This window comes from Ruegeria sp. SAZD013, from assembly GCF_059612525.1.
Genome location: NZ_JBXWQT010000020.1, coordinates 529,129 through 554,609 on the forward strand (window position 1 = coordinate 529,129; position 25,481 = coordinate 554,609).

Annotated in this window: 21 protein-coding genes and 1 tRNA gene; 14 read left to right on the plus strand and 8 right to left on the minus strand. The window is 57.4% G+C overall.

The window, feature by feature from the left end; translation table 11 throughout:
- Nucleotides 1–308: 308 nt before the first annotated feature.
- Complete coding sequence (locus AC2FLU_RS08850; protein WP_496808776.1) at nt 309–3,929, minus strand: vitamin B12-dependent ribonucleotide reductase; 3,621 nt, start codon at nt 3,927–3,929, stop codon at nt 309–311.
- A 541-nt stretch (nt 3,930–4,470) separates the two neighbouring features.
- Between AC2FLU_RS08850 and AC2FLU_RS08855 the strand changes: the two genes are divergently transcribed.
- Entirely contained in the window at nt 4,471–4,905 is a 435-nt protein-coding gene (locus AC2FLU_RS08855; RefSeq protein WP_480553601.1) for a hypothetical protein, read from the plus strand.
- A gap of 14 nt (nt 4,906–4,919) precedes the next feature.
- Here the strand turns inward: AC2FLU_RS08855 and AC2FLU_RS08860 are convergent.
- From AC2FLU_RS08860 to pdxH, 4 genes are all read right to left on the minus strand, one after another.
- Nucleotides 4,920–4,996 (minus strand) — tRNA-Pro (locus AC2FLU_RS08860).
- A gap of 43 nt (nt 4,997–5,039) precedes the next feature.
- A complete protein-coding gene (locus AC2FLU_RS08865; protein ID WP_480553603.1) occupies nt 5,040–5,507 on the minus strand; it encodes a DUF192 domain-containing protein in 468 nt (155 codons plus the stop codon).
- 7 nt (nt 5,508–5,514) lie between these two features.
- A complete protein-coding gene (locus AC2FLU_RS08870; RefSeq protein ID WP_496714378.1) occupies nt 5,515–6,021 on the minus strand; it encodes a cold-shock protein in 507 nt (168 codons plus the stop codon).
- A gap of 142 nt (nt 6,022–6,163) precedes the next feature.
- The gene (pdxH, locus tag AC2FLU_RS08875) at nt 6,164–6,769 is read right to left on the minus strand and encodes a pyridoxamine 5'-phosphate oxidase (RefSeq protein WP_480517750.1); all 606 of its coding nucleotides are present in this window, start codon (nt 6,767–6,769) and stop codon (nt 6,164–6,166) included.
- Nucleotides 6,770–6,904: 135 nt separating this feature from the next.
- On the opposite strand from pdxH, the gene fabI reads away from it, so the two are divergent.
- From fabI to trpE, 5 genes are all read left to right on the plus strand, one after another.
- A complete protein-coding gene (fabI, locus tag AC2FLU_RS08880; protein ID WP_480553605.1) occupies nt 6,905–7,711 on the plus strand; it encodes an enoyl-ACP reductase FabI in 807 nt (268 codons plus the stop codon).
- Nucleotides 7,712–7,715: 4 nt separating this feature from the next.
- Complete coding sequence (gene gpt, locus AC2FLU_RS08885; RefSeq protein WP_480517147.1) at nt 7,716–8,225, plus strand: xanthine phosphoribosyltransferase; 510 nt, start codon at nt 7,716–7,718, stop codon at nt 8,223–8,225.
- Between the two features lie 21 nt (nt 8,226–8,246).
- The gene (locus AC2FLU_RS08890) at nt 8,247–9,422 is read left to right on the plus strand and encodes an aminotransferase (RefSeq protein ID WP_496808775.1); all 1,176 of its coding nucleotides are present in this window, start codon (nt 8,247–8,249) and stop codon (nt 9,420–9,422) included.
- Nucleotides 9,423–9,502: 80 nt separating this feature from the next.
- On the plus strand, nt 9,503–11,344 hold the full coding sequence (locus AC2FLU_RS08895; RefSeq protein ID WP_480624429.1) for a SurA N-terminal domain-containing protein: 1,842 nt from the start codon (nt 9,503–9,505) through the stop codon (nt 11,342–11,344).
- A gap of 11 nt (nt 11,345–11,355) precedes the next feature.
- Entirely contained in the window at nt 11,356–12,867 is a 1,512-nt protein-coding gene (gene trpE, locus AC2FLU_RS08900; RefSeq protein WP_496808774.1) for an anthranilate synthase component I, read from the plus strand.
- Nucleotides 12,868–12,911: 44 nt separating this feature from the next.
- Here trpE and AC2FLU_RS08905 read toward each other — a convergent pair whose 3' ends face one another.
- Entirely contained in the window at nt 12,912–14,339 is a 1,428-nt protein-coding gene (locus tag AC2FLU_RS08905) for a divergent polysaccharide deacetylase family protein (RefSeq protein ID WP_496808773.1), read from the minus strand.
- Nucleotides 14,340–14,538: 199 nt separating this feature from the next.
- Here AC2FLU_RS08905 and AC2FLU_RS08910 point away from each other — a divergent pair, with 199 nt between their 5' ends.
- The 6 genes from AC2FLU_RS08910 (at nt 14,539) to lexA (ending at nt 19,364) form a co-directional block, all read left to right on the plus strand.
- Nucleotides 14,539–15,120, plus strand: coding sequence for an anthranilate synthase component II (locus tag AC2FLU_RS08910; RefSeq protein ID WP_496808772.1), 582 nt, complete (start codon nt 14,539–14,541; stop codon nt 15,118–15,120).
- Nucleotides 15,117–16,136: an anthranilate phosphoribosyltransferase gene (trpD, locus tag AC2FLU_RS08915; RefSeq protein ID WP_480517159.1), complete on the plus strand. Its 1,020-nt coding sequence runs from the start codon at nt 15,117–15,119 to the stop codon at nt 16,134–16,136. The genes AC2FLU_RS08910 and trpD overlap by 4 nt, the downstream gene beginning before the upstream one ends.
- Entirely contained in the window at nt 16,133–16,945 is an 813-nt protein-coding gene (gene trpC / locus AC2FLU_RS08920; protein WP_496808771.1) for an indole-3-glycerol phosphate synthase TrpC, read from the plus strand. Before trpD ends, trpC begins: the two co-directional genes overlap by 4 nt.
- Nucleotides 16,945–17,418, plus strand: coding sequence for a cyclic pyranopterin monophosphate synthase MoaC (moaC, locus tag AC2FLU_RS08925; protein WP_496808800.1), 474 nt, complete (start codon nt 16,945–16,947; stop codon nt 17,416–17,418). Before trpC ends, moaC begins: the two co-directional genes overlap by 1 nt.
- Nucleotides 17,415–18,587 carry a molybdopterin molybdotransferase MoeA gene (locus AC2FLU_RS08930; protein WP_496808770.1) on the plus strand — a complete coding sequence of 391 codons (1,173 nt, stop codon included), beginning with the start codon at nt 17,415–17,417 and terminating at the stop codon, nt 18,585–18,587. The genes moaC and AC2FLU_RS08930 overlap by 4 nt, the downstream gene beginning before the upstream one ends.
- Nucleotides 18,588–18,665: 78 nt before the next feature.
- On the plus strand, nt 18,666–19,364 hold the full coding sequence (gene lexA / locus AC2FLU_RS08935) for a transcriptional repressor LexA (RefSeq protein ID WP_496808769.1): 699 nt from the start codon (nt 18,666–18,668) through the stop codon (nt 19,362–19,364).
- On the opposite strand, the gene AC2FLU_RS08940 is transcribed toward lexA, so the two are convergent.
- On the minus strand, nt 19,358–21,406 hold the full coding sequence (locus AC2FLU_RS08940; protein ID WP_496811944.1) for a ComEC/Rec2 family competence protein: 2,049 nt from the start codon (nt 21,404–21,406) through the stop codon (nt 19,358–19,360). The genes lexA and AC2FLU_RS08940 overlap by 7 nt on opposite strands.
- Nucleotides 21,407–21,484: 78 nt before the next feature.
- Between AC2FLU_RS08940 and gltX the strand changes: the two genes are divergently transcribed.
- Both gltX and gltA read left to right on the plus strand, forming a co-directional pair.
- A complete protein-coding gene (gene gltX, locus AC2FLU_RS08945; RefSeq protein ID WP_496714381.1) occupies nt 21,485–22,885 on the plus strand; it encodes a glutamate--tRNA ligase in 1,401 nt (466 codons plus the stop codon).
- Between the two features lie 121 nt (nt 22,886–23,006).
- Entirely contained in the window at nt 23,007–24,302 is a 1,296-nt protein-coding gene (gltA, locus tag AC2FLU_RS08950; RefSeq protein ID WP_480472976.1) for a citrate synthase, read from the plus strand.
- A gap of 93 nt (nt 24,303–24,395) precedes the next feature.
- Here gltA and AC2FLU_RS08955 read toward each other — a convergent pair whose 3' ends face one another.
- Nucleotides 24,396–25,463, minus strand: coding sequence for a PA0069 family radical SAM protein (locus AC2FLU_RS08955; RefSeq protein WP_480553619.1), 1,068 nt, complete (start codon nt 25,461–25,463; stop codon nt 24,396–24,398).
- Nucleotides 25,464–25,481 lie beyond the last annotated feature (18 nt).

Here is a 25,481-nt window from a genome sequence, read left to right on the forward strand (position 1 = left end):
GGGACGACTCGGCGGGTAAAAAGAAAGGGGGCCGAAGCCCCCTGTCAGTTTCGCCTTCCAGGCTCATTTCGTTGACCGCCCGGTGTTTTTTTGCCTGCGGCCTGGACTGCGCATGGGGCGAGCGCACCCGCCCCGTGAAAGAGTGGGAAGGAGCAAATATTCCGCCCCACCCTGTTCCCGGCCAACACGGGCATGTCGGCCGAGTGGAGAATGGTCAGTCGGTAACAGACCTGTTCTCCGTATTCGTCGGGGTCGGTTACTTAGGGCAGCGTCCGACCCCTACGCCCCGGGGTGCCAGGGCGTTAAATTCAGCTACACCCGCTTGTCGCGCCGCAGGTGTTGCACTTCATGCAAGTTCCGTTTCGTACCAGCGTGTAGTTTCCGCACTCGCCGCAGGGGTCGCCCTCATAGCCCTGCATCTTGGCTTTGGTGCGGGCGTCCATCCCTGTTGCCACTGCCGTTTCGGTGGCAGGCGCTTCAAAGACAGTTGCTGTTTCTGCTAAACCGGCCACGTCACCATAACTGCCGTTGAACACCATCAGATCCTGCGGCAGACGCTTGCGCAGATACCCGGTTGAACTGATTTGTTTTAACACTTCCAACGACTTGGACGCCGCAGTTTCACTGATTTCCGAGACGTTGGAAACGCCTTCCTCTTCACCGCGTCCCAGATCATCAAAGGTAGCACCCTCGGGTTTCACATGGGCCAGATCGGTACGGTCCAGATAAGACACGGCCAGTTCGCGGAAGATGTAATCCAGGATCGACGTCGCGTTCTTGATCGAGTCGTTGCCCTGCACCATCCCTGCCGGTTCGAACTTGGTAAAGGTGAAGGCGTCGACAAATTCCTCCAGCGGCACGCCATATTGCAGACCGACCGACACGGCGATGGCAAAGTTGTTCATCATCGCCCGGAAGCCAGCACCTTCCTTGTGCATGTCGATGAAAATCTCGCCCAGTTGACCGTCTTCGAACTCACCCGTGCGCAGATAAACCTTGTGGCCGCCAACGATGGCCTTCTGTGTATACCCCTTTCGGCGATGCGGCAGTTTCTCGCGATGACTGCGGATAATTTCCTTGACCACAACCTTCTCGATCACCTTTTCGGCCAGAACGACGGCTTTTTCCTGAGCAGAGCCGCTTTCCAGCACCTCGGCCGCCTCATCATCATCCTCGACCAGCGCAGCCGCAAGGGGCTGAGACAGTTTCGAGCCGTCACGGTACAGCGCGTTGGCTTTCACACCCAGCGACCAGCTAAGTTCATAGGCCTTCTGGCAGTCTTCGATTGTTGCATCATTCGGCATGTTGATCGTTTTGCTGATCGCACCCGAGATAAAGCTTTGTGCCGCTGCCATCATGGTGATGTGGCTGTCAACCCCAAGGAAACGCTTGCCTTTCTTGCCGCACGGGTTGGCGCAGTCGAAGATCGCGTAGTGTTCTTCCTTCAGATGCGGTGCACCTTCCAGAGTCATGGTTCCGCAGACGTGGTCGTTGGCCGCGTCGATATCCGCGCGGGTGAACCCCAGATGGCGCAACAAATCAAAGGTCGGGTCATTCAGCTTGGTCGCCGGAATGCCCAGAACACCGGTGCAGAAATCTTCGCCCAATGTCCATTGGTTGAAGACGAACCGGATGTCAAAGGCGCTTTCCAGCGCGGCGTCCACCTTGGCCAGTTCATTGGCACCAAAGCCGTGGCCAGTCAGTGAGGTGTGGTTGATCCCCGGCGCATTGCCGATTGTGCCGTGACCGACCGCGTAGGATACGATCTCTTCGATCTGCGACGAGGAATAGCCCAGCTTTTCCAGCGCAGATGGTACCGAGCGGTTGATGATCTTGAAGTAACCGCCGCCTGCCAGTTTCTTGAACTTGACCAGCGCAAAATCGGGCTCGATACCCGTTGTATCGCAATCCATCACCAGACCGATGGTGCCTGTGGGGGCAATCACCGTGGCCTGTGCATTGCGGTAACCGTTCTGCTCGCCAAGGCTCAGCGCCTCATCCCAAGCGGACATGGCCAGATCGACCAAACGCTTGTCGGGGCAGTTGCCATGGTCCAGAGGCACCGGCTTGACGGCCAGTTTCTCGTACCCCTCAGTCACACCCTGCGCCGCGCGGCGGTGGTTGCGGATGACGCGCAGCATGTGCTCGGCATTGCGCTTGTAGCCCTTGAACGGGCCAAGCTCACCGGCAATTTCAGCTGAAGTGGCATATGCCACACCGGTCATGATCGCGGTCAGCGCACCGCAGATCGCCCGCCCCTCGTCCGAGTCATAGCTGTAGCCCATGTTCATCAACAGGCCGCCAATGTTGGCATAACCAAGGCCCAGCGTGCGGAAGTCGTACGACAGCTGCGCGATTTCCTTTGACGGGAATTGCGCCATGGTCACCGAGATTTCCAGCGTCAGCGTCCATAGGCGCGAGGCGTGCATGTAATCGGCGGCCTGGAACTCACCGTCCTTGAGGAAGGTCAGCAGGTTCATCGAGGCCAGGTTACAGGCCGTGTCATCCAGGAACATGTATTCCGAACACGGATTCGATCCGCGAATTTCACCATCTTCAGGGCACGTGTGCCATTCGTTGACCGTGTCGTGGAACTGGATGCCAGGATCAGCACAAGCCCATGCGGCGTGACCAACCTTTTCCCAAAGATCGCGCGCCTTGACGGTCTTTGCGACTTTGCCATCGGTGCGGTTGATCAGCTGCCAGTCCGCGTCTTTCTCGACAGCAGTCAGAAACCCGTTGGTCACGCGGATCGAGTTATTCGAATTCTGCCCCGAGACCGAGCTATAGGCTTCCGAATCCCAGTCTGTATCATAGGTCGGGAACTCGATGCTGTCGTGGCCCTGCTTGGCGTAATCCAGAACGCGTTTGATGTAAGTTTCGGGGATTGCGACCTTTTTCGCCTCGCGGATCGCCTTTCTCAGCGCTTCGTTCTTGTTTGGATCATAGGCATCCTCGGCCGCACCGTCCCAAGAGCGAATGGCCTCGAAAATACCGTTCAGCATCTTTTCGTGCATCTTCGATCCGGCAACGATCGAGGCCACTTTCTGCTCTTCGATTACCTTCCATTCGATGAATTGTTCGATATCGGGGTGATCCGCATCGACAATGACCATCTTCGCTGCCCGACGGGTTGTCCCGCCTGATTTGATTGCGCCGGCGGCGCGGTCGCCGATCTTGAGAAAGCCCATCAGGCCCGAGGATTTGCCACCACCCGACAGCGCCTCGCCTTCTGCACGCAGATGGCTGAAATTGGTTCCGGTGCCCGAGCCGTATTTGAACAACCGTGCCTCGCGCACCCATAGATCCATGATGCCGCCTTCGTTCACCAGATCATCATCGACGGACTGGATGAAGCAGGCATGTGGCTGCGGATGCTCGTAGGCGGATTTGGATTTGGTCAGCTTGCCGGTCTTATAGTCGACGTAGTGGTGCCCTTGCGCCGGACCGTCGATTCCATAGGCCCAGTGCAGGCCAGTATTGAACCATTGCGGGCTGTTTGGCGCGGCGCGCTGAGTCGCCAGCATGTACCGCATCTCGTCGAAATAGGCGCGCGCATCCTCCTCGGTCGAAAAGTAGCCACCTTTCCACCCCCAGTATGCCCACGCACCGGCCAGCCGATCAAAGACCTGCTTTGAGGAAATTTCGCCCTCGAACTCAGCATCTTCAGCGGGAACCGACCGCCAGAGGAACTCGGGAACGTCTTTTTCCTTAACTTTGATCAATTTGGACGGGACGCCAGCCTTGCGAAAGTACTTCTGGGCAATCACGTCGCTTGCCACCTGCGACCAGGTTGACGGAACTTCGATCCCTTCCAGGCGGAACACAATGGTTCCATCGGGATTTCGGATTTCAGATGTCGCGGACACAAAATCCAGTTCCGAATAGGCATCCTGATCTGGTTTGGTGAATTTTCTTTCAATCTTCATGTCCGCAGCCCTAGTTAAATTCCGCCTAATTTTCGGTTCACGGCACTACATTTTGAGTTGCGGAGCACCACCCGCAACGCCGACAGAAGCGCGCAAAGGTACTGGACGCTGCTTTGGACAGCGAAAAAGCCGTTACAACGGCTGCACGTTAATAGACTGTGCTTATCCGACCCTCGCCTGTTGCCGTCCCGGCTTGAACACCAGATATTGTGGCAATCTCTTCGGCTCATACAATTTGACGTATATTGCCATAGAAGGTCAACGCCCTTTTTCAGCCAAATTTGAAATCTTTTTTGTTGACCAGACCCAGACATGAGAGGAGTCAAACTCTGGGTACGATTCCTCCACAGGCTCGCCTGCGGTAAATTTTCGGTCACGACTCGAAGTCTCAATTCGAATTACCGTTTTTACCAGCATAGTTATCTGTATTTGATCAACCAACACCTCGCTGGTTAGGCTGCAAAGGAATCAGCTTCGCCGGGTCTGTCAAACCCACACTGAACGACCAAAGGTTCACTTCGAAATGAGAAAGGCCAAACGAATGAAGTTGCTTCGCTTTATCCCCGCGTTGGCCTGTATCGTGGCCTGCACGCCACAAGAAACGCCCACCCCGTCACGTAGCGCGCTGTTCGAAACCCATCCCAAAAGGTTATTTGAGGCATTCGAAACCAGTTGTTCTGGTCCCGGCAAGGTCTTTGAGAAAATCGGCGAACAGGCTTTTGAATGCAGCGAGTATCTGCCCCCAAAAGCGGCTGCCTATTTGATTCTGAACTATGACGGATTTCCGCAGGACCTGCCCCAGAGCGTCATGCGCCTGACATCGTCAAAAACAGGGTCCGGCTATCGCGTTGACGCACGATCGTACTTTAAAGTGCCGCAGAAAACCGGCGCAATCGTTGAGGTTCCACTGGAAAGTGACGTGCTGGATCAGGCGATCAGCTCGTTGTATCTGGCGATGGGCGGCACGCCTACATGAGAATGTGAAGGAAGTGGTCGGGGCGGCAGGATTCGAACCTACGACCCCCTGTACCCAAAACAGGTGCGCTACCAGACTGCGCCACGCCCCGGACCGTGCGCCTTCCTAACGATGACAATCTGATTTGAAAAGCCCTAACAGGGCCAAATCGCAGGACCTTGCGAAAAAATTTCATGCTGCATCTGAGTGCCGACGCCGATAGAGTAACGTGCAGACAATCCGGCATTGATTTCCAGCACCGCAAAAACGGCATCCCCACCTTCAATCGGTGTCAGATCGCCGGGAATCGCCCTCTCATGCACATGTGTCACTGTGCCCGTACGGTCCAGAAATATCATGTCGAGCGGAATCAGTGTATTCTTCATCCAGAACGCGACGGGTTGCGGTGGGTCGAAGACAAACAGCATACCGGATCGATTCGGCAACGTCTCGCGAAACATCAGACCCCTTGACCGTTCCTGTGGCGTAACTGCCATTTCCACGTCAAATCGGATTGTCGCGCTGTCGTTTCGGAGTGTGACATGGTCGGCGCTGCACGCAGCAAATGCCCCCCCCGTCCACAGCGTGATCAGAAGCGTCCAGAATACCAGAAAACGAGTCATGGAACGGTCAGCCGTCCAGCGCGGCTTCCCAGGCGAGAACCTGCGCCGCCATTCGGCCACGTTTGCCGTCAATTACGCGCATCGCAAGCGCCTCTCCGGGCTGAAGGTCAGCAAGCCCCGAGCGCCGCAACACTTCGATATGCAAGAACACGTCTTCGCCGCGCCCGAAAACATTTGCGAACCCGAAGCCCTTGCCTTTGTCGAACCACTTCACCCGCGCGGCCTCCAGAGGGGCTTCTGCGATAGCGTCCGCATCCAACTCGGCGAAATCGGCCAACATCATCGACTCGGCGCGCGCCGGCGGGTCGATTGCAACAACCTCAACCGCCTGAACACCTCTGTCCGTGCGGTGTGTCATGATCTCGATACCTGCTCCGTCCGCGACGGAACTTTGGCCGAAATTGCGCAATACGTTCACATGCAACAGAATATCCGGGCCGCCTTCGTCAGAAACAACAAAGCCGTATCCCTTGGCGGGATCGAACCATTTTACGTGTCCACGGACGCGATACATGTTGTTCAGGTCTTCAGGCACGGTTTTCCCATCGCGAATTTTAGCAGTTCGTTAAGGGTCTGTTGTTTATGGGATTGGCAGACAATTTCAAGCCGAAAAAGTTGTTTACTTTCTGCTTGTTGCATTTCACGACACGTGAACGTCATGGATTCAACCTTTCAACATGCCATGCCGATCCCGGCTCAATTCGTTGCCATCTGAACCGATCATGCAAGCGGAACGCTCCATCGGCCCAGAATTCTATCTCTGTCGGCGTCAATCGGTACCCGCCCCAGAATGGAGGACGAGGTGGATTCGGCCCAAGTTTAGCAGTCACTTTCGCGACCTCTGCCATCAAAGCTGTCCGACTTGAAAGCGGTTGTGACTGCTTTGAAGCCCAGGCACCCAGTCGGCTTTTCAGTGACCTCGATGCATAATACGCATCAGCCTGGGGCCCGTTTTCACGACATACTGTACCACGAACACGAAGTTGACGCCGCAAAGATTTCCAATGCATTACAAATGCGGCTTTTTCGGACGTATCCAGCTCGTTCGCTTTGGCGCTTTCGTAGTTTGTATAGAAAACAAATGAATCCGCTTCGATTTCCTTCAGCAGAACCATGCGTGCATTTGGCAAACCGTCCGGGTCAACGGTTGCAAGCGCAATCGCATTCGGATCGTTCAATTCGGTTTCCTGAGCCTCAGCCAGCCACCGGGCCGCTATTGCAAACGGATCGGAGCCAGCAAAGATGCCATCACGCTCGGTCATTTCCATCCCCTGGAAAGTATTAATGACGAGCCTAAGGCGAGAACCCGCTGCGAGCAAGAGCGCACGGCCTTGATGCAGCGCTACCAATGGCATAAACCATGCCAATCTAACGCGAAGACAGGCGGAGAACCAAACATGTCAAATCAGTTGATGGCCGGCAAACGTGGCCTCATCATGGGACTGGCCAATGACAAATCTATCGCATGGGGAATCGCCCGCGCCTTGTCCGAAGCCGGAGCTGAACTTGCCTTTTCCTATCAGGGTGACGCCCTAAAGAAACGTGTGGACCCACTGGCTGCGCAACTGGGCAGCGAAATCGTTCTGCCCTGCGACGTGAGCGATGAGGCTTCAATTGATGGGCTTTTCTCGGCACTGGAAGAGAAATGGGGCAAGCTGGACTTTGTCGTTCACGCCATCGGTTTTTCTGACAAGAACGAACTGCGTGGGCGCTACGTGGATACCAGCCGGGCCAATTTTACGCTGACGATGGATGTATCCGTCTATTCGTTCACCGCAGTTATGCAGCGCGCGGAAAAGATGATGTCTGAAGGCGGCAGCGCCATAACGCTGACCTATTACGGAGCCGAGCAGGTGATGCCCCACTATAACGTGATGGGTGTTGCCAAGGCCGCTTTGGAAGCGTCGGTCAAGTATTTGGCGGAGGACCTGGGCAAGGACGGCATTCGCGTGAACGCGATTTCGGCCGGTCCGATCAAAACGCTGGCCGCCAGCGGTATTGGCGATTTCCGCTACATCATGAAATGGAACGAATACAACTCTCCGCTGCGCCGCAACGTGACCATCGACGATGTCGGCAAGTCGGCCCTGTACCTGTTGTCAGACCTCAGCAGCGGCGTCACCGGTGAGAATCTGCACGTGGATTCGGGCTACCATATTGTCGGAATGAAGGCCGTTGACGCCCCAGACGTGGAAAAAGGTTAAGAACATGAGCGCTAAGGACCGCCTGCCGCACGAAAAAGGATTTCACATCAGCTGGGACCAGATCCACCGCGACTCGCGCGCATTGGCGTGGCGTCTGGATGGGCAAGGCCCCGATGACGGCAGCTGGCGTGCTGTTGTGGCGATCACCCGTGGCGGCATGGCCCCTGCGATGATCGTCAGCCGGGAACTGGATATTCGTACTGTCGATACGGTCAGCGTGAAATCCTACCATCATCAAGCTCAGGGTGAGGCGGAAGTTCTGAAAGCACCCGATACCAACCTTATGGGTGACGGAACCGGAATTCTGATCATCGACGATCTGGTAGACAGCGGAAAAACATTGGAGCTGGTTCGGGAGATGTATCCAAAAGCGCATTTTGCGACGGTTTATGCCAAACCCAAGGGACGCCCAATGGTGGATACGTTCATCACCGAAGTCAGTCAGGACACGTGGATCTTTTTCCCGTGGGATATGGCCCTTCAATATGTCGAGCCCTATCGGGGCACCGATTGAAATCAGATCAGTAGGCAGCACATGACGCTCAGCCGTACCGCCGCAACATTCGCGCCGCCAGTGATGGAAGCGCGCCGATGGGTCGAGGGCGTTTCGTTCCCACCCGAACGTCCGTTGATCAACGTAAGCCAGGCGGCGCCGGTTGACCCGCCGCCACTGGCCTTGCGCAAGGCTATAGCCGAATTTACCGTGCGCGAAGACCATGCGCACCTATACGGCCCTGTGCTGGGAAATGACGACCTTCGCACGGAACTGGCTGCGCAGATAAGCGCGCATTATGGGGCAAAGGTCGAGGCACCTCAGGTTGCTATCACCTCAGGATGCAATCAGGCGTTTTCAGCAGTGATATCGGCCATCACCGGTGAAGGGGATGAGGTTATTCTACCAACCCCATGGTATTTCAATCATAAAATGTGGCTGGATATGTCGGGTGTTCAGGCGGCGGACCTGAAGACCGGCGACGATTTGCTGCCCGGTCCGGAGCGCGCGCGGGCGCTGATAACGGACAAAACACGCGCAATTGCTCTGGTCACGCCCAACAATCCCGGCGGCGTTGAATACCCGGCAGACCTTGTCCGCGCCTTCTTTGAGCTGGCGCGCGAAACCGGGATTTACCTGATCGTCGACGAAACCTATCGTGACTTCGACAGTCGCAGCGGGCCGCCACATGATTTGTTCCAGCAACCAGACTGGGATCAGACGCTGATCCACCTGTATTCCTTCTCCAAGGCATACAGGCTGACGGGTCATAGGGTCGGTGCCATTGCAACGGGCCCCGCACTTCTGGCTGAGGTCGAGAAGTTTCTCGACACCGTTGCCATTTGCCCCGGTCAGATCGGACAGTTCGCCGCGCTTTGGGGTATGCAAAACTTGTCGCAATGGCTGGCAGGCGAACGCGACGAAATACTCGACCGTCGCGCTGCCATCCTTGAGGGTATGCCCGCGCTGGAAGCCGAAGGTTGGCGCCTTTTGGGACTTGGGGCGTATTTCGCCTATCTGGAGCACCCGTTTGACATTCCGTCCGACGAACTTGCCAGGCGTTTGGTGCGTGAAGCCGGTGTTCTGTTATTGCCCGGTACCATGTTTATGCCCGATCACCACCCGGACGGGAAACGGCAAGTGCGCATTGCCTTCGCCAACCTCGACCGCACAGGTTTGGGCCAATTGTTCGAACGGTTGCAGGGCCTGTCCTTCTAAGCTTGCCCCCCGGCGGTGTGCGTCGTATTCAAGGCGGCAACCGACAGGGCAGAACGCTGCCGTAATAACAAGAGGGCACCATGGCCGCAGGCGCTAAAAGTCTTTCGAAAACCTTTGTCTGGATTCTGATGGGCATGCTGATGCTGGGGCTCGCGGGGTTCGGCGCCGTCAACCTGAGCGGCACAGTCCGTACAGTGGCGCAAGTTGGTGATGAAAGCATCTCGATCGATGACTTTGTCCGCGAGTTGCAGCGCGAGATCCGCGCGGTTGAGGCGCAATCGGGTCAGCCCCTGCAAATGTCGCAGGCGCGCGATCTGGGGCTGGATCGAAACGCGCTTGCCCGCCTGACAGCCTTGGCGGCACTGGACAATGAGGTGAGCCAGCTCGGGATCTCCATTGGGGATGAGAACCTGCAAAAAGAGATCGTGTCTGTCCCGGCCTTTCAAGGCGTAGACGGCAATTTCGACCGTGAGGCATACCGCTTTCAGCTTGAACAGGTCGGCATGACGGATTCCGAGTTCGAGTCGGACCTGCGCAAAGAATCCGCCCGTACGATCGTTCAAGGTGCGATCATGGGGGGTGTGGAAATGCCTGCCACCGTGACAGACACAATGGCCAACTATATTGGTGCCCGTCGCAGCTTTACCGTTGCGACGGCAGGGGCCGAGGCTTTGGAAACCCCCGTGGCCGAACCGACTGACGCGCAGATTCAGACCTACTATGACGAAAACGCTGAACAGTTCACCCTGCCCCGCACGAAACAGCTGACGTATGCGATTCTGTCTCCGGCCATGTTGGTGGACACGGTTGAGGTTGACGAAGAGGCTCTGCGAAAACTTTTTGAAGAGCGGTCGGCAGAGTATAATCAGCCAGAACGCCGTCTGGTCGAGCGCCTGAATTTCCCGGATGAACAAGCGGCCAACGACGCCAAGGCGCAGCTTGAGGTCGGGGGCACGACTTTTGAACAACTGGTTCGGGACCGTGATCTGGAGCTTTCGGATATCGACCTGGGCGACCTCACGCGTGAGGATCTGGGCGAAGCCGCCGACGCCGTGTTCGCGGCAGAACTTGACGCCGTTGTCGGCCCTCTGCCATCGGTATTTGGCCCCGCCCTGTTCCGTATCAACGGATCCCTGGCTGCAAACAGCGTTCCCTTTGAGGAGGCCGAACCGGCCCTGCGCGAAGAACTGGCGACAGAACGCGCCCGCCGCCTGATCGAGGCGCAGTCCGAAGATGTCAACGACATGCTGGCTGGTGGAGCGACTCTGGAAGAATTGGCAAATGAAACTGAAATGGAGCTGGGTCAGATTGACTGGACCCGCGACAGCGCCGAGGACATAGCGGCCTATGACGGGTTCCGCGCGGCCGCCGAAGCCGTGCAAGAGGGAGATTTCCCTGAAATCGCATTTCTCGAAGACGGATCGATCTTTGCCTTGCGCCTGAACGACGTTCTGCCACGCCGCCCTGAACCGCTGGAAAGCGCACGCGACCGTGTCGCCGCTGCCTGGGTACAGGCAGAGACCAATAAAGCCCTTTTGGACAAAGCAAACGCCGCACTGAGCCAACTGGCCACTGATGGTGACTTCGCTGCGACTGGCCTGCCCTTCCGCATTGAAAACGCACTGACACGTACCGCGTTTCTTGATGACGTTCCCGCCAGTTTTATGAACGAAGTGTTCCAGATGGAACTCGGTGAGTTACGCGTCATTGGTGGAAATGGTGCAGCCTTGCTTGTTCGTCTGGACGAGGTTCTGCCTCCCGAGGATTCCGACGAACTGCGCCGGTTGCGCGACGCACTGGCTGCGCAGATGGATCAGGCGCTGTCGCAGAATATTTTTGACGCATACGTACGGGACGCTCAGACCCGCGCCCGCCCGGTCGTGGATCAGCAGGCGCTGAACGCCGTGCAGGCGAGCTTTTAAGCGAGACCAAGATGGCCCTGACACCCGATTTCGATACCTTCGCGCGCGCCTATGAAGCGGGCGAAAACCAAGTGGTTTACACACGTCTCGCCGCCGATCTGGACACACCCGTGTCGCTGATGCTCAAACTGACGGGCGCGCAGAAAGATGCGTTCATGCTGGAGTCGGTTACGGGCGGAGAAGTGCGTGGCCGCTATTCGATCATCGGCATGAAACCGGACCTGATCTGGCGCTGCCACGGCGAAACGTCCGCGTTGAATCGTTCGGCACGGTTCGACGCCGACGCCTTTGTCGCGCAGGACGGCAATCCGATGGACAACCTGCGGGCGTTACTGGCAGAAAGCCGTATTGAGCTGCCAGACGACCTGCCTCAGGCTGCCGCCGGGCTGTTTGGTTATCTGGGCTATGACATGGTCCGGCTGGTCGAATACCTGCCGGACGTGAACCCCGATCCGCTGGGGCTGCCAGATGCGATCATGTTGCGCCCGTCTGTTGTCGCAGTATTGGATGGTGTCAAAGGCGAGGTGACGGTGGTCTCACCCACCTGGGCAAGCGACGGTCAATCTGCCAAAGCTGCCTATGCACAGGCGGCCGAGCGTGTGATGGATGCGGTCCGCGATCTGGAACGCGCGATGCCCGCCGAAACCCGTGATCTGGGCGACGCGCGCGAAGTTGCGGCACCGGTGTCGAACTTCACCAAGTCGGGCTATATGGAAGCGGTTGAAAAGGCCAAGGAATACATCCGCGCTGGCGATATCTTCCAAGTTGTTCCGGCTCAGCGTTGGACGCAGGATTTTCCGCTGCCGCCTTTTGCGCTTTATCGTTCGCTGCGGCGCACCAACCCCTCGCCATTTATGTTCTACTTCAACTTCGGCGGTTTTCAGGTCGTTGGGGCCAGCCCCGAGATTCTGGTGCGTGTGTTCGGCAGCGAAGTCACCATTCGCCCGATTGCAGGCACCCGTCCCCGTGGCGCGACCCCCGAGGAAGACAAAGCGAACGAGCTTGACCTGCTGGCCGATAAGAAAGAGCTGGCCGAACACCTCATGCTTCTGGACCTCGGGCGCAATGATACCGGCCGCGTGTCCAAAATCGGTACGGTTCGCCCGACCGAAGAGTTCATCATCGAACGCTACAGCCATGTGATGCACATCGTGTCCAACGTGGTGGGTGAGCTGGCGGAAGACAAGGATGCCCTGGACGCCTTCTTTGCAGGTATGCCCGCAGGTACGGTCTCGGGCGCGCCAAAAGTGCGCGCGATGGAGATCATTGACGAGCTTGAGCCGGAAAAACGCGGCGTCTATGGTGGAGGTGTCGGCTATTTCAGTGCGGGCGGTGACATGGACATGTGTATTGCCCTGCGCACCGCCATCGTGAAGGATCAGAAACTCTATATTCAGGCTGGCGGCGGTGTTGTCTATGACAGCGACCCCGAGGGCGAGTTCATGGAGACTGTTCATAAGTCAAACGCCATTCGGCGCGCAGCGGAAGATGCCGCACGGTTCACCGGAAACGGCAACGGTTAAAGAACAAGGCGGCTGATCAGGAGATCGCCGCCTGATTCAAACTGTCACTGCACCTGTTTCATCAAGACGGCCGAGATCGGCGCCATCGCCACCCGGTTCCCGCGATCTTCAAGACCCCACAGCAAAAGGGCTGAGATTGTCTCTGGCCGTACCCGCCCCAGCATGACAACGGTTCCTTCCTGACCCGCCCGGAACGCGGCCTGATCCAGGAACCGGCGCATGATTCTGGGATCCTGTCGCGCCCCATCGATATCGCGGAACACAACGCTGGACGGAATGCCATTGCGAACCGCAAGCTTCTGGACAGTGTTCAGCCCATTGTCCTGTGTGATCAACCCGCGTCCGGTTCCGGCAGCAATTGCCGCGACCTGATCGGCCAGCTTGCGGTTTCCCTGAATGCCGCTGTTCACGCCTTCCAGAATACCCACTGTTTCAGGCAATGTATCCAGCCACACGGACAGGGAAACTTCGGCATCCTGCGCGCTTGCTGCCTCGGGCAAGTCCGCAAGGGCCAGAACTTCGAACCCAGCCGCGCGGTGCCGTTCCATCTTTTCCGCCGCATCCGGATCAGACGGGTTCACGGCAAAGCTGATCGGGTAAGGGAAATCCTGCAACGCTTCGGCGCCGAATGCGCCTTCGTCATCAATCAGAATGATCGACATCAGCGGCTTAGATTCCGGGTTCTCGAACTTGGCAGCAAAACGTTCAATCGGTTTTTCCGCAGATGGCTGTTCGGAAATCGCCTGTTCTGCAACAGGCTCATCATCGCGTTCCGTCAACGGCAGGATACGTTTTCCGACAATCGAACTGGCACTTTCTTCCTGTTCTCCCCCGATCTGAGGCAGCGCAGCAATACGCGGAAGCTCACGGGGCAAGGTATCTTCATCCCCTTCCACCGCAATCGGACTGCTTTCAAGTGAATTATCAGTCGTAGTGTCTTTTGTTTGTGGTTCAGCCTCGACCTGTGGCAGCGGATTTGGTTCGGGCTCAAGAACTGCGACCTCGGTTGTGTCAGACTCGGTCGGCGGCGTGGGGGTTTCATCAATTACAACCGGCACGGACTGTTCCTGCTGAACTGCAGGAACCTGGCTGGGCTCGGGCGGCGCAGCGGGGGCTTCAGTCATGACGGACACTTCGGTCGCCACCGGTGCAGCGGGCTCGTTCGGAGCCTCAGCCACTTTGCCAACCTCGGGCTGCGGCTCGGATGACGCTTCCAACCCGGACAAATCGGCCAGATCTTCGTTGGCATTATCGGCGGCTTCTGGCGCATGCGGGGCCAGTTCCACCAGATCGGCATCAGAAACATCCTCGGCAAGTTCAGTAGGCGCCTCTGGTGTTTCTGAAATCGTCGGCGCTGGTGCTTCGGTCGCAACAACCGGCGTATTGACCATCGGCGTGTTGAGCGACACGACCGCACCCAAGATCAAAACAACGATCGCCCCTGCGACCATTCCTCCGAAAAATCCGCCCATATTTCCTGCCTTTCGCCTCTTTTCCCTGCCTCGCCCTGCTCTGCGCCATCTGGTGTGGCGCTCGGTCAATTGGAGGCGTCAGAAACCGTATGTCCTCTTGACGCTGCCGCCCAAGCCTGAGCATGTATGTGCGGACATTATACCGTGGCCCGGGGTTGCATCGCCAGCCCGAAATGCCCAAGCGAAGATAAGTGCCCATATGCTGCTGCTGATCGACAACTACGACTCGTTTACCTACAATTTGGTACATTATTTGGGCGAACTTGGTGCCGAAATGGTCATTCGCCGCAATGATGCGCTGGATGTGCAAGAAGCAATGGCCATGAACCCGGCTGGGATCCTGCTAAGCCCCGGCCCCTGCGACCCGGATCAGGCGGGCATCTGTCTGGCTCTGACCGAAGCCACCGCCGAGACAAAAACACCTCTTTTGGGGGTTTGCCTTGGGCATCAGACCATCGGACAGGCGTTCGGTGGCAAGGTGGTACGATGCCACGAAATTGTGCACGGCAAAATGGGCATCATGCACCACACCGGAAAAGGCGTCTTTGCTGGCCTTCCATCGCCCTTTGAAGCCACACGTTACCATTCGCTGGTGGTCGAGCGCGAGACGCTGCCCGACTGTCTTGAGATCACAGCCGAGCTGGAAGACGGCACGATCATGGGGCTGCAACACAGGGAACTGCCTATTCACGGTGTTCAGTTCCACCCTGAATCGATTGCGTCCGAGCATGGTCACGCCCTTCTCAAGAATTTCCTGCAAGAACTGAAAGTCCCCGCATGAGCGACGCGCTGAAACCGCTGATTGGAGCAGCCGCCGATCGTCCGCTGACCCGTAAAGAGGCCGAGACTGCCTTTGGCATCCTGTTCAACGGCGAAGCCACGCCAAGCCAGATTGGCGGGCTGTTGATGGCCATGCGTACAAGGGGGGAAACGGTTGATGAATATGCCGCGGCCGCGGCTGTGATGCGCGCCAAGTGCAATGCCGTGCGGGCGCCCGAAGGGGCGATCGACATCGTTGGCACGGGCGGGGACGGAAAAGGTACTCTGAATATCTCGACCGCGACGGCCTTTGTCGTCGCAGGCGCTGGCGTGACAGTCGCCAAACACGGCAACCGCAACCTAAGTTCCAAATCAGGCGCAGCGGATGCATTGGGTCAAATGGGCATCAACGTCATGGTTGGCCCGCAAGTCGTTGAAAGCGCATTGAAAGATGTCGGGATCGGATTCATGATGGCGCCGATGCATCACCCGGCTATTGCGCATGTTATGCCTTCGCGGCAGGAGCTGGGAACGCGCACGATTTTCAATATCCTTGGCCCGCTGACCAACCCTGCCGGTGTCAAACGGCAACTGACTGGCGCCTTTAGCCGCGAGTTGATCCGCCCCATGGCTGAAACACTAGGCTTGCTGGGGTCAGATCGCGCGTGGCTGGTGCACGGATCAGACGGGACAGACGAATTGACGATCACCGGTATCAGCTGGGTCGCCGCTTTAGAAGATGACGTGATCAAAGAGGTCGAGCTGCACCCCGAGGATGCCGGCCTGCCTGTGCACCCTTTCGAAGACATCCTCGGCGGAACCCCTGAAGAAAATGCCATCGCATTTCGTGCGCTGCTGGACGGCGCCCCGTCCGCGTATCGTGACGCCGTGTTGCTGAACTCTGCCGCCGCATTAATTGTCGCCGATGCTGCAAGTGATCTGCGCGAAGGCGTGGCCATGGCTGCCGAGAGCATCGACAGCGGTGAAGCCAAAAACAAAATCACGGCCTTGGCCGCCAAGACTCAGGAGGCCGCATGACCGAAACCGTTCTGGACAAGATCAAAGCCTACAAACTGGAAGAGATCGCAGCAGACAAGGCTCATAAGTCCTTGGAAAATCTGGAAAGTGAAGCACGCGCCGCTTCGGAAACCCGCGGGTTTGCCGCAGCTCTTCAAGCTGCGTCCCGGCAAGGTTACGGCCTGATTGCCGAGGTCAAGAAAGCCAGCCCCTCCAAGGGTTTGATCCGGCCAGATTTTGATCCGCCTGCCTTGGCCAAGGCCTATGAAGAAGGCGGTGCTGCGTGTTTGTCCGTGCTCACCGACACGCCGAGCTTTCAGGGTGCCAAGGAATATCTAACACAAGCGCGTAACGCGACATCTCTGCCCGCTTTGCGTAAGGATTTCATGTATGACCCTTATCAGGTGGTTGAGGCACGTGCTTTGGAAGCCGACTGTATTCTGATCATCATGGCATCCGTCAGCGATGATCAGGCAGCCGAGTTGGAACAAACCGCTTTCGATTGGGAGATGGACGTTCTGATTGAGGTTCACGACCAAGCCGAGCTTGAACGCGCAGCCCAACTGAAAAGTCCTTTGATCGGCATAAACAACCGCAATCTCAAGACCTTCGAAACCACTCTTGATACGACTCGGCGCTTGTCCAAACTGGTACCGGCAGACCGTACTATCGTGTGCGAAAGCGGGTTGGGCACGCCAGAAGATTTGCGGGATATTGCGCGCTATGGCGCCCGGTGCTTTTTGATCGGCGAAAGCCTGATGCGCCAGGACGATGTCGAAGCGGCCACCCGCCACATCCTGTCCAATCCGCTTATCCCCGGAGTGATGTGATGCCGCTGACCCATTTCGATGCTCAAGGTCAGGCGCACATGGTCGACGTCTCGGGCAAAGAGGTCACAGATCGTATAGCCGTGGCTGTGGGTCACGTTAAGATGGCACCGGAAACCTATGAAATCATTTCAGAACAACGCGCCGCTAAGGGCGATGTTTTGGGCGTTGCCCGCCTGGCCGGCATCATGGGTGCAAAAAAGACGCCGGATCTGATCCCGCTCTGCCATCCTTTGCCAGTAACTAAGGTTGCCGTTGAACTGACCCTCGACCCGGATCTGCCGGGAGTTCAGATCGAAGCAACGGTCAAAACGTCAGGTCAAACCGGAGTTGAGATGGAGGCCCTGACCGCCGTTTCCACCGCGGCCTTGACTGTGTACGACATGACCAAAGCCGTCGACAAAGCGATGGAAATTGGCGGCATTCATTTAAGTCTTAAAGACGGCGGAAAATCAGGACGTTACGAGGCGAAATGATTACCGTCGAAGAAGCGCGCGCCCTGCTGTTCGATCTTGTCGGCCCTCTACCTTCGGAACAGGTTCCCCTGGCCCAGTCTGCGGGACGTGTTCTGTCGCACGAGGTTGTGGCAACGCGCGACCAGCCGCCATTTGCGGCATCTTCGATGGATGGCTATGCCGTCAAAGCCGACGAAGTCGAGCTTCATGCCATGTTCAAAGTGGTGGGCGAATCCGCTGCGGGTCGTCGTTTCGACGGCTCGATGGGCCCCGGTCAGGCCGTGCGTATCTTTACCGGCGCTCCGGTTCCCGAGGGCGCGGATTTCGTTGTGATTCAGGAAGATACCGACCGGCGTGGCGATCTGATCACGATCACAGACGACCCCGGCCCCAAAACGAACATCCGCCCTGCCGGTGTGGATTTTATGACAGGCACTCCCATCACGGCACCGCGTTTGATCCGCGCCGAAGACATTGCACTGATGGCTGCGATGAATGTCGCGCGGGTCCCGGTTTCTCGAAAACCCGTCATTGCCCTGATCTCGACCGGCGACGAACTTGTCATGCCCGGCGAAGAACCGGGACCGGACCAGATTATCGCGTCAAACACGTTTGGACTGCGGGCGTTGCTTGAGGGGCTCGGTGCTGTGGTTCGTGTCCTTCCGATTGCACGGGATACGGTCTCATCACTTGAAACGGCTTTTCACCTGGCACGAGGGGCCGATCTCGTCGTGACGATTGGCGGTGCGTCGGTTGGGGACTACGACCTTGTGTCTGACGTTTCGCAGGGGCTGGGGATGGATCGGTCTTTCTACAAGATCCGAATGCGCCCCGGAAAACCTCTGATGGCTGGTCGCATGGGTGACACCGCGATGGTCGGGCTTCCGGGGAACCCGGTCAGCGCGATGGTCTGTGGCTATCTGTTCCTTGCCCCGATGGTGCGGCGGATGCTGGGGCTGGAAATGGTTCTGCCACCCTTTCACTCTGCCCGGTTGACCGAACCACTGTCACAAAACGGCCCGCGCGAGCATTACATGCGTGCGGTTCTAAGCGAAACGGGTATCCAGGCCTGTGCAGATCAGGACAGCTCTCTGCTCAGCGTTCTGGCGCAGGCAAACGCCCTTTTGGTCCGTCCCCCGAACGACCCCGCCCGCAAGGCCGGGGAAACGGTTCGATACCTGCCGATCTGAGCTTCGCCCAAATTCATTGACACAAAACGTGAACATGCGTAGAACAAAAGAAAACGCATGAGCGACGAGGTGTGAGCAATGCTGACCAAGAAGCAATTGGATTTGTTGAAATTCATCCAAAAACGCGTGCAGGCGGACGGTGTTCCGCCCAGTTTCGATGAAATGAAGGCCGCGCTTGACCTGCGGTCGAAATCCGGCATCCACAGGCTGATCACTGCGCTGGAGGAACGCGGCTTTATCCGTCGCCTCGCGCATCGTGCCCGCGCGATTGAAATTGTGAAACTTCCTGAAAGCCTTGGCGGTGAACCAACTGCCGGATTTTCACCCCGCGTGATCGAAGGTGACCGGCCCAGAGGCCCCCGCCCGGCCAATATTGAACCGGTTGCGGTGGACGCGTTGGAATTGCCGGTGATGGGCCGGATCGCGGCGGGTGTCCCTATTGAAGCGATCAGTCACGTGTCACATCACGTGGCGGTCCCCGGCCCCATGGTTTCCGGGAAAGGCCAGCACTATGCGCTTGAGGTTCGCGGTGACTCGATGATCGACGCGGGCATCAATGACGGTGATGTGGTTGTCATCCGCGAAACCGCGACTGCTGATAACGGAGATATCGTGGTTGCACTGGTAGAAGATCAGGAAGCGACGCTGAAACGCTTTTTCCGCCGCGGCAACGCTATTGCTCTCGAAGCGGCCAACCCGGCTTATGAGACGCGCGTTCTACCTGAAGAAAAGGTCAAGGTTCAGGGTCGCCTAGTCGGTCTGATCCGAACCTATTGATCCGGATTCAAACGACGGTCCCCGACGGGCTTCGGGGACCAGAGCCTGTGACCTGTCAGTTCCGCGCTTGAAGTCAACTTTCCGTCCGACAATGACAGGCTGCCGGTTTCGGTCAGGTGATCCGGATCGAAGACGGCGCACGCTCCCTCAAGGGTCAGCGCAACTGTCGAAACAATGATCTGGTTGTTCTTGCATTCGTCGAACGCGTGCGCGGCCTTTTTGCCCGAGATATGGATGATTTCCATATCCTGATATGGGTACCGCTGAACGGTGCTGCTGTCCGGCCATCTGCCTGCTGCCGCGATCTGATCGGCACCGTCACCGTCATTCTCAAGCCAGACGCTGGCAACAAACCCGCTGCCTTTGCTTCTGCTCAAAGCCCGGCCCTGAGCGGTCATCACGCCGACTAACCCCCCGTTTTCTGCGATCAGAACATCTGGCCTGTGGCCCGAGTTCCAAAGCAGAAATGACAGAACGACGGGCCCGACACCGTACCAACGCGCGCGCCCTTGCCACAAGGCCAGCCACAAAGCACCAACAGCAACAAGTGGCAATACATACCAGGGCGGGCTAACTACGAAACCCTGAGCACCGTCCAGGTGCGACACCCAGTTTGACACCCCCAAGATCCAATGCAGCGCCCAGCCCATAACGGTCAGCGGAAAAGCCTCCAATCCAAATGGGGCGGCCAGTGCGGCGACAACCGCCGCAGGCACAACTAATAAGCCCATGACGGGTACGGACAGAAGGTTCGCCAGCAATCCATAGTGAGACATCGTATTGAAATGCGCAGCGCCAATTGGGGCCGTGGCAAGCCCGGCTATCGCCGAGGACATCACCACACCAGCAATCGGTTTCAACCAATTCGGGCCGGGTAACGGACCCACCTGTTGCAATGCGCCGAAGACGGCAACCAGGGCTGTCGTTGCCGCAAAGGACATCTGAAACCCCGGACTCAGCAGCGACTCGGGACAAAGAACCAGAACGATCAGCGCAGCAACGGAAACCGCACGCAACGAGATCGCGCGCCTGTCGATCAACACGGCCCCCAGCATGACACTGACCATGACATAGGCGCGTTCGGTTGCGATATTCCCGCCGGACAACAGCAAATAAATCGTCGCCGCGATCAGCGCGAGCACAGCCGCAACTTTTCGGACAGGTAACCGCAGCGCCACGAAGGGGATCAGTGACAAACCAATACGGCAGGCCACGAAAACAAAACCCGTCAGTAACCCCATGTGAAGCCCGGAAATGGCAAGCAAATGCGCCAGGTTCGACGCGCGCAGGGACAAGAGCGTCTCCTGCCCCATACCACTGCGATCACCTGTGGTGACGGCAGCGGCAAACCCACCGATTTCTCCGGGCAGGATTTGTTTCACTCGCCGCGATATGGCCATTCGGATTGCGGTAATTCGAACACCGCCAATACCGTCCTTGACTGGCGCAATCGTCAATACAGGAACGCGGGTATACCCGACCGCACCCAGCTCCTGAAACCAGGCATGGCGACGAAAATCGAACCCGCCAGGTTCAACCGGGCCCTGCGGCGGCGAAAGATGCGCTGTGGTCATGATCCGTTGCCCAGGCGCAAAAGGGTCTGTTGCGCCATGAACAGAAAGACGGATGCGTTGCGGCCTGCGCTCCTGCGGTACGTCCCCTACGCGCACCTGATCGAGCGTCAACCGCAACGCATCCGAGGCAGACCGATCCATGGCGACGACCCTCCCCTCGACAGGGCCATAGTACCGCCAGGACAGAACCGGTTCTGCCACCATATGGGCGCGAGTGCCCGCCAGTATGACACCGACCGCAATCAGCGCCCCCCCGGTCGCTAACGCTCCCATCCCCGGTGGCAGCCGGCGGCTCAGGACAACAAGAGCCAGGAACAAGCAAGAAAGACCAGCGTATACCGGCCAGCCAGGCTCGCTCCGGGCACCGAAATAGAGACCGATCCCCGTTGCCAGCATGACTGGCGTCCACGGAAACAGGTACCCTGTCTGGTGCAGCAGCGCGGCCTCGACCCGTGCAAGAACACGCATGGTTGCCCCCGTCCTTCGGGCTCGTTAGACAGGCGTCAAACTATGCCAGATACGGTTACCAAAAGGTTAATCCTCAACATGTCCGAACAGGTCGTCACACGTTTTGCCCCCTCGCCCACAGGTTTTCTGCACATCGGTGGCGCACGCACCGCATTGTTCAATTGGCTTTATGCCCGCGGACGTGGTGGAAAGTTCCTGCTGCGGATCGAAGATACCGACCGGGAGCGCTCGACCCCCGAGGCAACCACCGCGATCCTTCAGGGTATGGAATGGCTGGGACTGGATCATGATGGCGATGTAATCAGCCAGTTCGAAGGAGCTGCCCGGCATGCCGAAGTCGCGCACCAGCTTCTGGCCGAGGGAAAGGCATATAAATGCTTCTCGACGCAGGACGAAATTGCCGCCTTTCGGGAACAGGCGCGGGCCGAGGGCAAGTCGACCCTGTTCCGCAGCCCCTGGCGTGACGCTGATCCTTCGGCTCTTCCCGAACTGCCATTTGTCATTCGCATCAAGGCTCCGCAGGACGGTACAACAGTGATCCGCGATCAGGTTCAGGGCGACGTGACCATTCGCAACGACCAACTGGACGACATGGTTCTGCTGCGTTCCGACGGGACACCGGTCTACATGCTGGCAGTGGTGGTCGACGATCATGATATGGGTGTTACCCATGTCATTCGCGGCGATGACCACCTCAATAACGCGGCGCGCCAGATGATGATCTATGAGGCAATGGGCTGGGATGTTCCGGTCTGGGCCCATATTCCGCTGATCCACGGGCCAGACGGTAAGAAATTGTCCAAACGCCATGGCGCGCTTGGCGCGCAGGAGTATCAGGCCATGGGCTATCCTGCCGCCGGGATGCGCAACTATCTGGCCCGTCTGGGCTGGAGCCATGGTGACGATGAATTCTTTACTGATGCACAGGCAAAGGAGTGGTTTGATCTGAACGGCATCGGCAAAAGCCCTGCCCGGTTTGATCTGAAAAAACTGGAAAACCTGTGTGGTCAACACATCGCCATTTCTGAGGATGCTGCGTTGCAGCATGAAATCGGAGCCTACCTGGCCGCAGCTGCTTTACCACCCCTGACAGATTCACAATCGAGTGATTTGGAACGTGCGATGTATTGCCTCAAGGATCGGGCGCGGACTTTTCCTGAACTCCTTGAAAAGGCTCACTTTGCCTTGACGGAACGCCCAATCGTTCCCGACGAGAAAGCCGCAAAGGCGCTGGCATCTGTATCCGACGGTATACTGGAAGAATTGACGCCGCAGTTGCAAAATGCTAGCTGGTCTCGAGACGAACTGGAGGAGACCCTGAATTCCTTTGCCGAGTCAAAGGAGCTCACGTTCGGCAAGCTCGCTGGCCCACTCAGGGCCGCCTTGGCTGGTCGGGCCGTCACGCCTTCGGTTTTTGACATGATGCTTGTGCTGGGACGGGATGAAACCCTGGCGCGGCTTTCAGAAGCAGCGAAATAACCCGAATTTCATAAACGGGTAACGCTGCTCCGCTAACACCCGGACTGCGCGAAAGCGCGCAGTCGTTGCCCGCACTGCCCGAGGTTTCTTTGGCATGCGTATGAATGAAGAAGGGATAACCATGACAGACAGCAACAAAACAGCCACTCTGACCGTTCACGGCAAAGAGTATGAGTTGCCGGTTCATACCCCGACCGCCGGTCCGGATGTCATTGATATTCGGAAGCTTTACGGTCAGGCAGGGGTATTCACCTATGATCCCGGTTTCACTTCAACCGCAAGCTGTGACAGCACAATAACCTTTATCGATGGTGAAAAAGGCGAGTTGCTGCACCGTGGCTACCCGATCGACCAACTGGCAGAGAAATCGCACTTTCTTGAGGTCTGCTATCTGCTGCTCTACGGAGAGCTGCCGGTCGCAAAAGATCTGGAGAAATTCGAAACCACGATCACCCGCCACACCATGCTGCATGAGCAGATGCAGTATTTCTACCGTGGTTTCCGCCGCGACGCGCATCCCATGGCCATTATGGTCGGTGTTGTCGGCGCAATGTCAGCCTTCTATCACGATTCGACCGATATCGCGGACCCGCATCAGCGCGAGGTCGCCTCGCATCGCCTGATCGCCAAAATGCCGACAATCGCCGCATGGGCTTATAAATACCACACGGGGCAGCCCTTCGTGTATCCGCGCAATGACTTGGATTATGCGTCTAACTTCCTGCGCATGTGTTTCAGCGTTCCTGCCGAAGAATATGAGGTCAACCCGATCCTCAGCCGCGCGATGGACCGTATCTTAACGCTTCACGCAGACCACGAGCAGAATGCGTCAACGTCCACCGTGCGTCTGGCGTCGTCATCGGGCGCAAATCCGTTTGCATGCATCGCCGCTGGTATTGCCTGCTTGTGGGGGCCGTCCCATGGTGGCGCCAACCAGGCATGTCTGGAAATGTTGGAAGAGATCGGCACCGTAGATCGCATTCCCGAATTCATCGCCCGTGCCAAAGACAAGAACGACCCGTTCCGCCTGATGGGCTTTGGCCACCGCGTGTACAAAAACTTTGACCCACGCGCAAAGGTGATGAAGCAGTCGGCCGACGAGGTTCTGGATCTGCTGGGCATTGAAGACAACCCTAAACTGCAGGTTGCTAAAGAGCTGGAACGCGAAGCGCTGGAAGACCCGTATTTCGCCGACAAAAAACTGTTCCCGAACGTTGACTTCTATTCGGGTATCATCCTCGAGGCGATGGGTTTCCCGACCTCAATGTTCACACCAATCTTTGCACTTTCGCGGACTGTTGGCTGGGTCAGCCAGTGGAAAGAAATGATTGAAGATCCACAGAACAAGATCGGCCGCCCGCGTCAGTTGTACCTGGGTGAGACGCTGCGCGATTACGTGGACATCGAAAACCGCTGATCCATCAAAGCACGCAATAAATCCAGAAGGCCCCGGTTAAACCGGGGTCTTTTGCTTTCGATACTGAAGCAGCGGACGGTTGGGTATTTGGCTTCAGAACAAGCTCATTTGATCCCCAGGTTGCGGCGGAACTGCAAACCGGTCGCATCGTAACGGAGCGGATTTGATCGAAAGCCCTTGTCTTTTGCAGGTTTTAGCGAATCTCAGGGCGATGAGTTCGGCATATTCCCCCTCACCCCGCATCCTGTACCCCCAGCGCGGGTCATAATTTCGTCCGCCATGCATTTCACGCAGCTTGGACATGACCTTTTCTGCACGGGCGGGTTCGTGCTCTGCCAGCCAGTCCTGCCAAAGCTGCGAGACTTCGCGGGGCAATCGCAACATGATCCAGCTTGCCGCATCTGCGCCCGCCTCTTTTCCGGCGCCCAACAGGCTCTCCAACTCATGATCTGTCAGCCCAGGCACAATAGGCGAGGTCATTACGCGAACCGAAACGCCCGCATCGGTCAACGCTCTGATCGTCTGCAACCGACGGGCCGGAGACGGTGCGCGGGGCTCCATCCGCCGGGACAGACCCGCATCCAGCGTGGTAAGCGAAATACCGACCCGCACCAATCCCCGGCTGGCCATGTCAGCCAAAATATCCAGATCACGCTCGATCAATGTTCCTTTGGTCACGATTGCGACCGGGTGGTTGAACTCTTGCAAGACCTCAAGGCAAGACCTTGTAATCAGTCTGTTTTTTTCAATGGGCTGGTATGGGTCAGTGTTTGTCCCGATTGCGATCGTGGCGACCTTGTAGGACTTTGCCGACAGTTCCTTGCGCAGAACAATGCTCATGTTGGGACGCGCAACAAGGCGAGTTTCGAAATCCAATCCTGCGGACAAGCCCAGAAAGGCGTGGCTGGGTCTGGCAAAACAATAGACACAGCCATGCTCGCACCCCCGATACGGATTGATCGAACGGTCAAAAGGCAAATCGGGTGAACGGTTATAGGTGATTGCACTGCGCGCCACCTCATCCCGCGTCTCGGTTCGCAGGGGCGGCAAGTCTTCATTGATGTCCCACCCGTCATCAACAGCCTGCGTTGCAAACCGTTCAAACCGCCCAGCAGTATTGGACGCCACCCCCCTTGCCTTGACGACATACCCGATGCTCACGATATATTTGTTCCCTAT